This window comes from Xanthomarina spongicola, from assembly GCF_003148645.1.
GTDB lineage: Bacteria > Bacteroidota > Bacteroidia > Flavobacteriales > Flavobacteriaceae > Xanthomarina > Xanthomarina spongicola.
The window spans coordinates 109,507-124,084 of record NZ_QGGP01000001.1 but is presented as its reverse complement, the minus strand read 5'-3'; the positions used below and the strand labels follow the sequence as shown (position 1 = coordinate 124,084).

Sequence of the window (14,578 nt, the reverse complement as noted above, 5' to 3'; positions counted from 1 at the left end):
TGATGATTAGATAGGTATTTATTATTTTTAATTGGTTTGATTTATCCGTAAATTTGAAAGAATTAAATATTAACACTAAAAAACATAAGATTATGGCTTTCGAATTACCGAAATTAAAATATGCATATGATGCTCTAGAACCAAATATTGATGCACGTACAATGGAAATACACCATTCTAAACATCATCAAGGCTATACAAATAATTTAAATAATGCAATTGCAGGAACAGATTTAGAAGGAAAAACAATAGAAAATATTCTTACTAATCTAGATATGAATAATAAAGCTGTTAGAAATAATGGTGGAGGTTTTTATAATCATTCTTTATTTTGGGACGTTATGAATCCAGAAGGGAAAGGTTATTTGTCTGGAGAATTAAAAGAGGCAATTATAACTGCCTATGGATCTGTTGATGCTTTTAAAGATGTATTTAGTAAAGCAGCTGCAACTCAATTTGGATCAGGTTGGGCATGGTTATGTGTACATAAAGGAGGAAAAGTTGAAGTTTGTTCTACACCAAATCAAGATAATCCATTAATGCCAGGAGTTACTTGTGGAGGTACTCCAATTTTAGGATTAGATGTATGGGAACACGCTTACTATTTAAATTACCAAAATAGAAGACCAGATTATATCAATGCATTTTTTAATGTAATTAACTGGAATGAAGTTGAAAGACGCTATGCTGAAGCTAAATAGTTAAAGCAATTACTTGTTATAAAAAAAAAGCAAACTTGATCGTTTGCTTTTTTTTATGTGGTGATTTCTAAGAAATATATAAATAAGTGATTTTCCTTGTTGTTGTAAAATGAAAAAAGGTGAACGAGAGTTCACCTTTTTTGCCCCAAATCTACCATAAACTTAACCTACTTATGTTATGGTGCATCAAATATATGGTTGTTATCTTAGAATTGAGAAAATTATTAGATAAACTACTTATAAATTAGTCTAAAAGAGTAATTAAGAAAGAATTAGATGAAAACTTAGAATAAAAAATGAAATTTAGATGTAAAATAAAAAAAGGCGAACGATAGTTCACCTTTTTTTGCCCCAAATCTACCATGAACTTAACCTACTTATGTTATGGTGAATCTAAAGTAGTTTTATTTTATTTAAACTTTTGCATATATCAGTTGAAATGCAAATATTTTAGATAAAAGCACTTATTTCTTAGACAAAGCGTTAATTATTAATAGCTTATCTAGTAAGCTCTTTCTTTATTTCCTTCATAAAAATTAATAAAAGCTTTGTTTACAACTCTATTCCCTCCAACAGTTGGATAGTTGCCAGTAAAATACCAATCGCCTAAGTTTTTAGGACATGCCTTATGTAAACTTTCAATTGGTTGAAAAATGGTCTCTACTTTAGATTTTATGGTATTATCGCAAATTAATTCAGCTATTTTATTTGAAATGGTATCGGCCGAAAATTCAGAATAAAGGTCTTTTACAAAGTTTCTAACATCTTTATCATCTAAATCTACTTGAGCTTTACATTTTTTATAAACCTCCTCGACTAAATGATACTTATTATTTTCTTTTAGTAATTCTAACATAGCTCTAAAAGCTATTAAATCTTCCAATCGTGCCATATCAATTCCATAACAATCTGGATAGCGAATTTGAGGAGCAGAAGAAACAACAATAATCTTTTTTGGGTTTAATCTGTCCATCATTTTAATAATACTCATTTTTAGAGTCGTACCTCTAACAATACTATCGTCTATAATAACAAGGTTATCAGTAGGTTTTATAACTCCATAGGTAACATCATAAACATGTGCTACTAAGTCGTTTCTGCTACTATCCTCTGTAATAAATGTTCTTAATTTAACATCTTTAATGGCAATTTTTTCAATACGAGGTCTTTCGCTTAAAATTTCTGTAACTCTTTCTGCTGAAAGGCCTCCTTTACCATCTAAAATAGCTTGGGTTTTTTTCTCGTTCAAATGTTCTTCAACAGTCTCAATCATTCCAAAAAAAGATGTTTCTGCAGTATTTGGAATATAAGAAAATACGGTGTTTTTTGTGTCATTATTAATAGCTTGTAACACTTTTGGCATTAATAATTTTCCTAGTTTTTTTCTTTCTTGATAGATTTCTGCATCACTTCCTCTAGAGAAATAAATGCGTTCAAAAGAACAAGCTTTTCTCTCTAATGGCTCTATTATTTTAACTATAGAGACTTTGCCTGATTTTTTAGTAATAATAGCATGTCCAGGTTCTAATTCTTTAACATCTTCAAAATCGACATTAAAAACTGTTTGAATTACTGGCCTTTCTGAAGCTACTACAACAACTTCATCATCTTTATAATAATAAACTGGTCTTATTCCTGCTGGATCTCTTAAAACAAAAGAATCTCCATGACCAAGAAGTCCAGCCATAGCATAGCCACCATCCCAGTTTTTTGACGAGCGTTTTAATATTTTAGCCACATTAAGTCGTTCTGCAATTAAAGGAGAGCATTCAATTTTACTATAGCCTTCTTTTTTAAGTTGTTTGTATTTTTTTGCAACAGCATCATCTAAAAAATGACCAATTTTTTCCATTATGGTTATGGTATCTGCCATTTCCTTTGGATGTTGTCCAATTCTAACAAGCTCTTTAAACAGCTTATCAACATTAGTCATATTAAAGTTTCCTGCTAGAATGAGATTTCTATGCATCCAATTGTTTTGTCTTAAAAATGGATGTACGTTTTCAACACTATTTTTACCATAAGTTCCATATCTAACATGTCCAAGTAAAACTTCCCCAATATATGGTAAGTGCTTTTTTTGCAGAGATACATCCTCTTTATATTCAGGATGTTCAAGCATTTCTTTATTAATTCTGTCGTTTATTTGAGCAAAAATATCTTGTATAGGTTGTTGTGCAATAGAGCGTACACGACTTATATAACGATCTCCTGGGCTGGTGTCTAACTTAATGCTTGCAAATCCTGCACCATCTTGACCACGATTGTGCTGTTTTTCCATCATTAAGTACATTTTATTCACTCCATAAAAAGCACTACCATACTTTTCTTTATAAAACTCTAAGGGTTTTAAAAGTCTTATTTGTGCAATACCACATTCATGTTTTAAAGCGTCGCTCATTGTTAGTTATATTGTTGTAGTTGTTGTTTAATAATCAAAAAACGCGCTCAAATAATGGAGCGCGTTTGTTTATCTTAATTCTATATCGAATTGTGTTAAATTCTTAAATTGTTGTAAGCGTTGATGAACTTCGCTACTTTTTAATGCAACCATTCGTTCTGTACCAAATTTTTCTACACAAAACGAAGCTAAGGTCGATCCATATATTACAGCATTTTTCATATTTTCAAAAGACACATCTTCAGTTTTTGCTAAATATCCAGCAAAACCTCCAGCAAAAGTATCTCCAGCACCAGTTGGATCAAATACTTCTTCTAATGGTAAAGCAGGAGCATAAAAAACATTGTCATCATGAAATAATAAAGCACCATGTTCTCCTTTCTTTATTACTACATATTTTGGTCCCATTTCATGAATTTTACGTGCTGCTACAACTAAAGAATATTCACCAGTTAATTGTCTGGCTTCTTCGTCGTTAATAGTAATTACGTTCACTTTTTTAATGACCTCATGAAGCTCTTTTAGAGCACAATCCATCCAAAAATTCATTGTGTCTAATATAACAAGTTTTGGTTTTGATTCCATTTGCTCAAGTACACTCATTTGGACGATAGGATGTAAGTTTCCTAACATAACGATGTCCGAATTTCTGTAATTTGATGGTACTACAGGGTTAAAGTCTGCAAGAACGTTAAGTTCTGTAGCTAAAGTATCGCGAGAATTCATATCGTTATGATATTTTCCACTCCAGAAAAATGTTTTGCCTTCTTTTACTATTTCAACACCAGAAATGTCGATATTTCTATTTGATAGTAAGTCTAAATATTTTTGAGGAAAATCTCCACCAATTATAGATACTACAGAAGAATCTATATTAAAATGTGAAGCTGCTAGACCAATAAATGTTGCTGCTCCCCCTAGAATTTTATCTGTTTTACCAAATGGTGTTTCAATAGCATCAAAAGCTACGGTTCCTACTATTACTAATTTGCTCATATTGAGGTTTGAAAATTTGGTGCAAATATAAGGTATTTAGCCTCTAATACACGAAAGTTTTTTTGAAATAAATAATCACTTTCTCCCAAAGTCAGCAGGTATTTCTCCCCAAGCCTTGGTTTCCCATTTTACAATGGTTGTTTTATAACTGTTTGTTTTAAGCCATTTTACAGCTCTGTCAACCAATTCAAATAAGGCTTTGTTTTTATCGTGGCGCTCCAGTTTGGTGTTACAGGTTTTCTTTTTTATCCAACTTATGGCTGTTTTGGAATCTGTGTAAATTAGTCTATCACTATTGTTTTGTTTTAAAAAGGCTAATCCATGTACAATAGCTAAAAACTCGCCAATATTATTAGTGCCTTCTTCAAAAGGGCCTTGAATAAAAAGTTGTTTTTTTGTTTTGGTATCCACGCCTCTATATTCCATGACTCCTGGATTTCCAGAAGATGCAGCATCAACAGAAATGGAATGGTAGTTAGGTTGACCAATTTTTTTTAGTTGTTCATTAGAAAGACTTGAAGCGAATTTTTTGTTTTTACCAATATAGTCTTTGTAGTTTCCGTTTAAAGCTTTTTTAGCTGCATCAAAGGTTTCAAAAGATTTGTATTGTGCGCCTTCAAAATCTTTTATTTGTGCTTTGCAGTCATCCCAAGATTCAAAAACACCAGTGTGATGCCCTTTCCAGACTGTGTAGTATTTTTTTTTCTTTTTAGCCATTAATTAGGGAATTAACAACCTCTGGAAAATGGTTCATTTCTAAGTCATGGATTTTAGCAGCTACATCTTCAGCAGAATCAGAAGGTTTTACTTCACACTTAGCTTGAAAAATAATAGCACCTTCATCATAATTTTCATTTACATAATGAATTGTTATACCTGTTTCTTTTTCTTTATTAGCAACAACTGCTTCATGTACAAATTTGCCATACATGCCTTTTCCACCATATTTTGGCAATAATGCTGGGTGAATATTAATGACTCTGTTAGGGAATTCTTTTAATATGGTTTCTGGAAATTTCCATAAAAAGCCAGCAAGAACTATTAAATCAGGATTGTTTGCTTTTAAGATATTTAAAACATCATTTGTTTCTGTAAAAGCTATTTTATTGAAAGATAGAGCGCTAACACTTAATTTTTTTGCTCGGTCTAAAACTTTGGCATGAGGATTGTTAGTCAATACTTGAATAACAGACACATTTTTTCTGTTGTGAAAAAAAGTAATTAAATTTTCAGCATTAGTACCACTTCCGGACGCAAAAATTACAATACGTTTCATCTGTTAGTTTTTATTTTAAAAATTAATGTCAGATGTAATTCGTAAATTGAATTTACAACAATGTTCAGCAAAATTATCAAGCTCATTTCATTTTACAGATAATAAAAAGTTAATTATTCAGACAAAAAAAAGAATAAAAATTAACAATTAGAAGGCAAAATTGAAATACTTCAAGGTTATTTTAGTAAATTACCTGCACATTTTTAAAGTAAAGGTGTGTTTTAAAAATAAAGTTTTTTATTTTTGCCAACTAATTAAAACTTAAAATTAAAAGATTATGTCAGACATTGCATCAAGAGTAAAAGCGATTATCGTAGACAAATTAGGTGTTGATGAAAACGAGGTTGTAACTGAAGCTAGCTTCACAAACGATTTAGGAGCAGATTCATTAGACACTGTAGAATTAATAATGGAATTCGAAAAAGAATTTGATATCCAAATTCCAGACGATCAAGCAGAAAATATTGCTACAGTTGGTCAAGCTATCTCTTATATAGAAGCAGCAAAATAATTCACACAAATTTATGGAATTAAAGCGAGTTGTAATTACTGGTTTAGGAGCACTAACACCTATAGGCAATACCAAAGACGAATATTGGGAGGCTCTATTAAGTGGAAAAAGTGGAGCTGCACCAATAACCTATTTTGATACTGAAAAGTTCAAGACTAAATTCGCTTGTGAATTAAAAAACTTTAATGCCACCGATTTTCTTGATAGAAAAGAAGCACGAAAAATGGATCGATTTACTCAGTATGCTATGGTGGCTTCAGATGAAGCCATTGCAGACTCTAAATTAGATCTAGATGCTATCAATAAATTAAGAGTAGGTGTTATTTGGGGAGCAGGAATTGGTGGCTTGGAAACGTTTCAGGATGAAGTTTTAAACTTTGCAGCTGGAGACGGAACGCCAAGATTTAACCCATTCTTTATTCCTAAAATGATTGCAGATATAGCGCCAGGAAACATTTCCATTAAACATGGGTTTATGGGTCCTAACTATACAACTGTATCAGCTTGTGCTTCATCGGCAAATGCTATGATTGATGCTCTAAACTATATACGTTTAGGACATTGCGATGTGGTGGTTACTGGTGGAAGTGAAGCAGCTGTAACCATAGCTGGAATGGGTGGATTTAATGCCATGCATGCTTTATCAACAAGAAATGAAAGCCCAGAAACAGCTTCAAGACCTTTTGATGCAACCAGAGATGGTTTTGTATTAGGAGAAGGAGCAGGAGCAATTATTCTTGAAGATTACGAACATGCTAAAGCAAGAGGAGCAAAAATATATGCTGAAGTTCTTGGAGGAGGTTTATCTTCCGATGCTTACCATATGACTGCACCACATCCTGAAGGAATAGGCGTTATTGCTGTAATGAAAAATTGTTTAGAAAATGCTGGTGTTAAACCTGAAGAAGTTGATCATATCAACACACATGGAACATCAACACCTCTAGGAGATGTTGCTGAATTAAAAGCCATTTCTGAAGTGTTTGGAGACCATGCAAAAAATATTAATATTAACTCAACAAAATCTATGACAGGACATTTGTTAGGAGCTGCTGGAGCCATTGAATCAATTGCTGCAATTTTAGCTATGGAACATGGTATTGTTCCTCCTACAATTAACCATGAGGTTGTTGATGAGAATATTGATCCTGAACTTAATTTAACATTAAACAAAGCACAAAAACGAAACGTTAAAGTTGCCATGAGTAATACATTTGGTTTTGGAGGACACAATGCTTGTGTATTATTCAAAAAATTAGATTAAACAAACGAATGAAGAACATTCGAAACATATTAAATTCCCGTTCAAAAATTGACGGGAATTTTTTTGTGTCTATTAATAAAATTTTAGGGTTCAAACCAAAATCTTTAAATATTTATAAAACAGCATTTACGCATCGTTCTATGAATATTAAAGATAGTGAAGGCCATATTGTTAATTACGAGCGACTAGAGTTTTTAGGAGATGCTATGTTAGGAGCAGTTATTGCTTCTCATTTATACGTAGAAGTACCAAGTGGAGACGAAGGCTACCTTACTAAAATGCGTTCTAAAATTGTAAGTCGAGAACATTTAAATGAACTTGGTAAAGATTTAAACTTAATTAGCCTAGTTGAAAGTAAAATTCCGAAAGGGCAATTTGGAGATAACATTCATGGTAATCTTTTTGAAGCTTTGGTAGGAGCTATTTTTCTTGATAAGGGTTATAAATACAGTGAAAAATTTATCTACAAAAAAGTTATTATCCCTTATGTAGATATTGAAAAATTAGAAGGAAAAGTAATAAGCTATAAAAGTTTGCTTATTGAATGGTGTCAAAAAGAAAAGAAAACATTCGATTACAATGTGTACGAGGATACAGGAAACGATGATGTAAGACATTTTTCAGTGAAATTATCGATAGATGATAAAGTAGTTTCAAAAGCTAGAGCGACCTCCAAAAAGAAAGCAGAAGAAAAAGCTTCAAAACGCGCTTTTTTTGTATTTCAAAAGCAAATTTCTAAAGATTACTAAGCTTTATTTCAAAAAATGCAATAATTACTATTGTGTTAAGATTAATCAAAACTTAATATTAATAAAAGGGGAAGTCTTATCTTTACAAAACAATGTGAGTTATGGCAATTAAGAAACTTAGTTTAGAAGACTTTTTTGATGAAGCAGATTTCACTCTTATCGGCATTCACACTTCTATTGAAGATTACAGACTTGCTTATTTATTAAACACTAAATTAAATTTAAATCTTAAACGTAGAAAAAAGGATTTAGACTTCAGTAATACTTCTAAATTCCCAATATTTGAATGGGAAGACAATAAACAACTTAATACATGGAACTTGGTTTCTAATATATGTAAGATTGAGACTAATAATCCAGTAATAGGTAATAGTTTATTTAATGATACAGGTAAAGTAACTGAAACGTTTTATTTACTGCCAGAATTTAAAAAAGTGAACTATATATTAAAGATTAACGACGACCAACTAAGTTCCAAAAAGAATCAAAGAATTGTAAGTCAAATTCAAGATATTGCTCACATTGTTACAGCTTATATAATAGATGTTAACCAGCTTAAATCAAAAAACAATTTAATATTTAATTAATGTTAAAAAGAAAAAAAACAAAAATTGTAGCCACATTAGGACCAGCAACTAGCACGAAAGAAATACTAAAGGGCATGCTAGATGAAGGTGTTAACGTGTTTAGAATAAACTTTTCTCATGCAGATTATAATGACGTGAAAGAACGTATTAAAATGATACGTGAATTAAATGAAGAATTTGATTATAATGCTGCTATTCTTGCCGATTTACAAGGCCCAAAGCTTCGAGTAGGAACCATGAAAGGTGAGGTTTTTGTTAACGAAGGCGATGAAATTATATTCGAAACTGGTAAACGTTTTGAAGGAACTAAAGAACGCGTATACATGACTTACGATAAGTTTCCTCAAGACGCAAAACCTGGTGAAAGAATTCTATTAGACGATGGGAAATTAATTTTTGAAGTTATTTCGACAGATAAAAAAAGCAAAGTAAAAGCAAAAGTAATTCAAGGTGGACCATTGCGTTCTAAAAAAGGAGTTAATTTACCAAACACTAATATTTCGCAACCTGCACTTACAGAAAAAGATATTGAAGACGCCCTATTTGCAATAGAACAAAAGGTAGATTGGATGGCTTTATCCTTTGTAAGACATGCAGAAGATTTAATGCAACTGGAAGAGTTAATAAATACGCATAGCGATCATAAAATACCAATTATTGCTAAAATAGAAAAACCTGAAGCAGTAGAAAATATTGACAAAATTGTTGCTTATTGCGATGGCTTAATGGTAGCTCGAGGCGATTTAGGTGTTGAAATTCCTGCTGAAGAAGTTCCATTAATTCAAAAGAAACTAGTCTTAAGAGCTAAACAAGCTAGAATACCTGTTATTATCGCTACTCAAATGATGGAAACCATGATTTCCAGTTTAACACCAACACGTGCAGAAGTAAACGATGTAGCAAACTCGGTTATGGATGGAGCAGATGCAGTTATGTTATCTGGCGAAACTTCAGTTGGTAGTTATCCAGTTCAGGTTATTAAGCAAATGTCTAACATTATTAAAAGTGTTGAAGACTCATCATTAATAAAAGTACCTCAAATCCCTCCACATATTCGTACTAAAAGATACATCACTAAATCTATTTGTTATCACGCTGCTAACATGGCTAACGAGATTGATGCTAAAGCTATTTCAACTTTAACCAATAGTGGATATACAGCTTTTCAAATATCTGCATGGAGACCAAGTGCACATATTTTAGTATTTACCTCTAACAAACGTATTCTAACACAATTAAGTTTACTTTGGGGAGTTAAAGCATTTTATTACGACAAGTTTGTAAGTACAGACGAAACCATTGAGGATGTTAATGCTATAGCTTGTAAAAAAGGATATTTAGATGCAGGAGACATGCTTGTTAGTTTGGCGGCTATGCCAATTCAAGCAAAAGGGATGGTCAACACCTTGCGAGTAACTGAAATTACAAGTTGCAATTTATAAATAAAAATAATGTTTAAAAATTGTTGAAATCCGTTATAATCAAAATGGAATATTCAATATCTTTAAACCATGTATGCTCTTGTAGATTGCAATAATTTTTATGCTTCTTGCGAACGGGTTTTTAATCCAAGTTTGCGACAAAAACCCATTGCTATTTTAAGCAATAATGACGGTTGTGTTATCTCTATGAGTGATGAAGCTAAAGCATTAGGGCTTCCATTTGGAGCACCAATTTTTAAATGGGAAGCATTCTGTAAAAAGAATAATATAAAAGTTTTATCGTCAAACTATCCTTTGTATGGAGACATGAGTAGTCGTGTTATGTCTATTTTACAACAATTTTCACCAGATGTGGAAGTCTATAGCATAGATGAAGCTTTTTTAGAATTTAAAGGCTTTGAAGCCTATAATTTTGATGATTACGGAACACAAATTAGAAAGCGTATTTTAAAATGGACAGGAATTCCAACGAGCGTAGGTATTGCGCCAACAAAAGCGCTTAGTAAAGTAGCAAATAAAATTGCTAGAAAATTTCCAAATGAAACGAAAGGAGTTTATATAATTGATTCAGAAGAAAAAAGATTAAAAGCCTTAAAGTGGATTCTGTTAGGTGATGTTTGGGGAATTGGTCGTGGATTGCAAAAACAATTAGCAGAAAAAGGATGTAAAAAAGCATTTGATTTCACACAATTATCAGATGATTGGGTTCGAAAGAATTTTTCAATTACAGAATGGAAGCTTAAAAAAGATTTAGAAGGCATATCGAAAATTACCTTAGACGAAGTCAAGTCTAAAAAAGCTATAGCTACAACACGAAGCTTTGAAAACACTTTTTCTGATATTGAAAACATAAAAGAACGCATATCAACATTTGCAACAAGTTGTGCTGAAAAATTACGTAAACAAGAGTCTAGTTGTTACATGATAATAGTTATACTAAGTAGTGATAGACACAAAAAAGACTTAGAGCAGCATCGTGTTAGTAAAACAGTAAAATTGTCCTATCCTACAGATTCAACCTTAACTATTTGTAAGTATGCAGTAAAAGCTGCTACGTCAATTTTTAAAAAAGGAATAGAATATAAACGAGCAGGAGTTATTGTTACTGGTTTGGTACCAACTTACAACCATCAATTAAATATATTTGAACAAGAAAATCCGAAACACAAACCTTTAATGTTAGCCATCGATGGGATTAATGAAAAGTATAAGGATTATAAAATAAAACTTGGTAATCAAGATTTAGAACGTACATGGAAGATGCGTCAAGAAAGGCTCTCACCAAGGTATACAACTAATATTAACGACATTTTAAAGGTGAAATAAAACATTATGCTACTACATACATCTAAGACTTTAACTTTTTTCACTCCTGAATTTGCAGATTATTCAGGAGCCATTTTCTTCGACACAGGAATTTCGGCTGGATTTCCATCACCAGCTGAAGATTTTAAAGAAGAACGTCTTTCGTTAGACAACATACTAGTAAAAAACAAGCTAGCTACGTTTTATGCTCGTGTTAGTGGGCAAAGTATGATAGATGCTGGACTAGATGATAACGATTTATTAGTAATCGACAGAAGTTTAGAGCCAGAGCACAATAGAATTGCTGTATGTTTTTTAGATGGAGAATTTACTGTAAAACGGTTACGTGTAGAAAAAGATGGTGTATGGTTACAACCAGAAAATTCTAAATATCAGCCAATAAAAATCACAGAAGAAAACGATTTTGTAATTTGGGGAATAGTAACCAACGTAATTAAGAAGGTATAACTTTAATTTAAAGAAAACACAAAATCCTTATGGTAAATCTATCCACGCTAGATATCTCACTTATCGTTATATTTTTTGCAATTACTCTTTTTATAGGCATCTATGTTTCAAAACAATCAGGAAAAAGTGCTGCAGAGTATTTTCTATCTGGAAGAAATATGCCTTGGTGGTTATTAGGTGTTTCTATGGTGGCCACCACTTTTTCTACAGACACGCCAAACTTAGTTACAGACATTGTAAGAACTAATGGTGTTTCAGGAAACTGGGTCTGGTGGGCTTTTTTACTAACAGGCTTACTTACAGTTTTTGTGTATGCTAAATTATGGCGAAAATCTAACGTAAATACAGATATTGAATTCTACGAATTGCGTTATGGAGGTGCTCCAGCTCGTTTTTTAAGAGGGTTTAGAGCTATCTATCTTGGTATTATATTTAATATCCTTGCTATGTCTGCAGTGACGTTAGCTGCTATAAAAATTGGAGCCATTATGTTAGGTTTACAACCATGGGAGACAGTTATTTATGCTGGAACAATTACGGTTATATTTAGTGCGCTAGGAGGTTTTAAAGGAGTTGTTTATACCGATTTTATTTTATTTTTTACAGCAATGGCTGGCGCACTAGGAGCTGCTTATTATTTAGTTGGCTTGCCAGAAGTAGGTGGCTTAGAAGCGCTTCTTCAACATGAAAATGTTGTGGATAAATTAAACATCTTGCCAGATTTTAGTAATACGGAAGCACTAATAACTTTATTGATTATTCCTCTAGCTGTTCAATGGTGGAGTTCATGGTATCCAGGAGCAGAACCTGGAGGAGGAGGATATATAGCACAGCGTATGTTGGCTGCAAAAAACGAGAATCATGCTATTGGAGCTACCTTCTTTTTTAATATCATGCACTATGCATTACGTCCTTGGCCATGGATAATTGTGGCATTAGCTTCATTAGTCGTTTTTCCAGATATTTCAAGTATACATGAAGCTTTTCCTTTAGTAGCCGAAGATAAATTAGGTCATGATTTAGCTTATTCTGCTATGTTAACTAAACTTCCAAGTGGGTTATTAGGATTGGTTCTTGCATCTCTTGTAGCAGCTTATATGAGCACCATTTCTACACACTTAAATTGGGGAGCATCATATATAGTTAATGACTATTATAAACAGCAAATTAATCCAGAAGCATCTGAAAAACAATTGGTAGCTGTTGGTAGAATTGCAACTATTGTACTAATGGTTTGTAGTGCTTTATTGGCTTTAGTACTTACAAATGCTCTACAGTTATTCGATATTATTTTAATGTTTGGTGCAGGAACTGGATTGATCTTTATTCTACGTTGGTTTTGGTGGAGAATCAATGCTTGGAGTGAAATATCAGCTATGTTTGTGTCAGGAATAGTTTCTATACTATTAAACTTTACAGATTTAGGAGCTTATTATTTTGGAGCTGAGGGTCTTTTCCCTTCTTGGGCAAAATTTCCAACTGTTGTATTAGTAACAACTATTGTTTGGGTAGCTGTGACATTTTTAACCCAAGCAGAAAGTAAAACAGTATTACAGAATTTTTATAAGAGAATTCAACCAGGAGGTCCAGGATGGCATAAAATTGTTACAGAAGCAAGAGAAGAAAATATAGAACTGGTAGATGCAAAAGAAGGTTGGAGCGTGCCTTCAGGTATTCTTGCAATGTTGGTAGGATGTGCTTTAATTTATAGTATCATGTTTGCAACTGGATATTGGATATATGGCGAATACACTAATGCTTTATTATTAACTGGAGCGACTGCTGTTTTTGGATTTATACTTATAAAACTTTGGAAAAAAATAAAGGTGAATGTTTTATAGATAAAAACTTTAAATGAATAACTTCTAGTTTATCCATTTAAAGGTCAATATAGTTGTATTAGGTTAGAATGATTTTTTTTTTTTTACCTTTAAAACATTGTTAATCAGTAAATATAAAAAACATGAAGAAATTATTTATAATAAGTTTTTTATCTGTATTTGTTTTTTCTTGTAGTAATGAAGATACATATAGCACATTGGATAAGTTTGATACATCCAATTTTTCAACCAAACAATTTGTTGGAAATATTGTTGCTTTTCAAAAGAATAATGAAGTTAAGTTAGGAATTAAAGACAATAAACTGTTAGAGTCTTTTAATAATTATAGTAAAAAATTAGGCTTAGGTTTAAGTGCTGTTTCTTTACAGCTTGAAGAAATTGATAACAAGGATTATATTCGATTTTTTAATAAAGGAGGATCTGTATCTACAGTAGCCTTATTAAAAGACATTGAAGATAGTAATGGTAGATATGCTATTGGAGAAACAGTTTGTACAACTACTTCTTGTGCAAGTTGTTGTGGTTGTGTACCAGATGGCAATTATTGTTCACCATGCGATTTTAATACAGCAGATTGTAAAAGAACAACTTCAGGATAAATTTTAAAAGATTGTATAAAAAGAAGATCGTCTAAAAATAACTTTTTAGGCGATCTTATAATATATAATAGATTATAAGCTTGTTAATCTGCTAAAACAATCACTTTATTATCTTTCATTTCAATCGTACCAGATTTAATCTTTAAGGTTAAGATTTTATCATTATCGTTATGAGGAATAACTTCAGCATGTAATTCATCAAATACCAAATGGCTTTGTGTATGTGTATGAATTTTTACAGTTCCTTCTTTTAAAAGGGAGACAATAGGAGCGTGATTATTTAACATTTCAAACTCGCCATTAACTCCAGGAACAACTACAGAATCTACTTCTGAACTAAACAATGTTGCTTCTGGTGATACAATTTCTAAATACATATTATCTAAAATTTCAATTTTAAAAAACTAAATCCCGAAATTATCACGTATTGGAATTTAG

15 protein-coding genes are annotated in these 14,578 nt (G+C 31.9%); 10 read left to right on the top strand and 5 right to left on the bottom strand.

Annotated elements, in window-relative coordinates; genetic code table 11:
* Positions 1-92: 92 nt before the first annotated feature.
* Entirely contained in the window at positions 93-701 is a 609-nt protein-coding gene (locus LX78_RS00520; protein WP_109681337.1) for a superoxide dismutase, read from the top strand.
* A gap of 502 nt (positions 702-1,203) precedes the next feature.
* On the opposite strand, the gene LX78_RS00515 is transcribed toward LX78_RS00520, so the two are convergent.
* From LX78_RS00515 to purN, 4 genes are all read right to left on the bottom strand, one after another.
* Positions 1,204-3,102, bottom strand: a complete 1,899-nt coding sequence (locus LX78_RS00515; RefSeq protein ID WP_109680688.1) for an amidophosphoribosyltransferase — start codon at positions 3,100-3,102, stop codon at positions 1,204-1,206.
* A 69-nt stretch (positions 3,103-3,171) separates the two neighbouring features.
* A complete protein-coding gene (locus tag LX78_RS00510) occupies positions 3,172-4,098 on the bottom strand; it encodes a PfkB family carbohydrate kinase (RefSeq protein ID WP_109680687.1) in 927 nt (308 codons plus the stop codon).
* Between the two features lie 75 nt (positions 4,099-4,173).
* Positions 4,174-4,815, bottom strand: coding sequence for a ribonuclease H1 domain-containing protein (locus tag LX78_RS00505; protein ID WP_109680686.1), 642 nt, complete (start codon positions 4,813-4,815; stop codon positions 4,174-4,176).
* Positions 4,808-5,374: a phosphoribosylglycinamide formyltransferase gene (gene purN / locus LX78_RS00500; protein WP_109680685.1), complete on the bottom strand. Its 567-nt coding sequence runs from the start codon at positions 5,372-5,374 to the stop codon at positions 4,808-4,810. The genes LX78_RS00505 and purN overlap by 8 nt, the downstream gene beginning before the upstream one ends.
* 277 nt (positions 5,375-5,651) lie before the next feature.
* Here purN and LX78_RS00495 point away from each other — a divergent pair, with 277 nt between their 5' ends.
* The 9 genes from LX78_RS00495 (at position 5,652) to LX78_RS00455 (ending at position 14,140) form a co-directional block, all read left to right on the top strand.
* Positions 5,652-5,885 carry an acyl carrier protein gene (locus LX78_RS00495; protein ID WP_007647141.1) on the top strand — a complete coding sequence of 78 codons (234 nt, stop codon included), beginning with the start codon at positions 5,652-5,654 and terminating at the stop codon, positions 5,883-5,885.
* 13 nt (positions 5,886-5,898) lie between these two features.
* Positions 5,899-7,149 (top strand): beta-ketoacyl-ACP synthase II, encoded by a 1,251-nt coding sequence (gene fabF, locus LX78_RS00490; RefSeq protein WP_109680684.1) that lies wholly within the window; start codon positions 5,899-5,901, stop codon positions 7,147-7,149.
* An 8-nt stretch (positions 7,150-7,157) separates the two neighbouring features.
* Complete coding sequence (rnc, locus tag LX78_RS00485; RefSeq protein ID WP_109681336.1) at positions 7,158-7,898, top strand: ribonuclease III; 741 nt, start codon at positions 7,158-7,160, stop codon at positions 7,896-7,898.
* A 101-nt stretch (positions 7,899-7,999) separates the two neighbouring features.
* On the top strand, positions 8,000-8,485 hold the full coding sequence (locus tag LX78_RS00480; RefSeq protein WP_109680683.1) for an IPExxxVDY family protein: 486 nt from the start codon (positions 8,000-8,002) through the stop codon (positions 8,483-8,485).
* On the top strand, positions 8,485-9,927 hold the full coding sequence (gene pyk, locus LX78_RS00475) for a pyruvate kinase (protein WP_109680682.1): 1,443 nt from the start codon (positions 8,485-8,487) through the stop codon (positions 9,925-9,927). The genes LX78_RS00480 and pyk overlap by 1 nt, the downstream gene beginning before the upstream one ends.
* 69 nt (positions 9,928-9,996) lie before the next feature.
* Complete coding sequence (locus LX78_RS00470; protein ID WP_109680681.1) at positions 9,997-11,253, top strand: Y-family DNA polymerase; 1,257 nt, start codon at positions 9,997-9,999, stop codon at positions 11,251-11,253.
* 6 nt (positions 11,254-11,259) lie between these two features.
* The gene (locus LX78_RS00465; RefSeq protein ID WP_109680680.1) at positions 11,260-11,700 is read left to right on the top strand and encodes a LexA family protein; all 441 of its coding nucleotides are present in this window, start codon (positions 11,260-11,262) and stop codon (positions 11,698-11,700) included.
* Between the two features lie 29 nt (positions 11,701-11,729).
* Entirely contained in the window at positions 11,730-13,541 is a 1,812-nt protein-coding gene (locus LX78_RS00460; RefSeq protein WP_109680679.1) for a sodium:solute symporter family protein, read from the top strand.
* A 122-nt stretch (positions 13,542-13,663) separates the two neighbouring features.
* Entirely contained in the window at positions 13,664-14,140 is a 477-nt protein-coding gene (locus LX78_RS00455; protein WP_109680678.1) for a hypothetical protein, read from the top strand.
* 83 nt (positions 14,141-14,223) lie between these two features.
* On the opposite strand, the gene LX78_RS00450 is transcribed toward LX78_RS00455, so the two are convergent.
* Positions 14,224-14,517 (bottom strand): F0F1 ATP synthase subunit epsilon, encoded by a 294-nt coding sequence (locus LX78_RS00450; RefSeq protein ID WP_109680677.1) that lies wholly within the window; start codon positions 14,515-14,517, stop codon positions 14,224-14,226.
* Positions 14,518-14,578 lie beyond the last annotated feature (61 nt).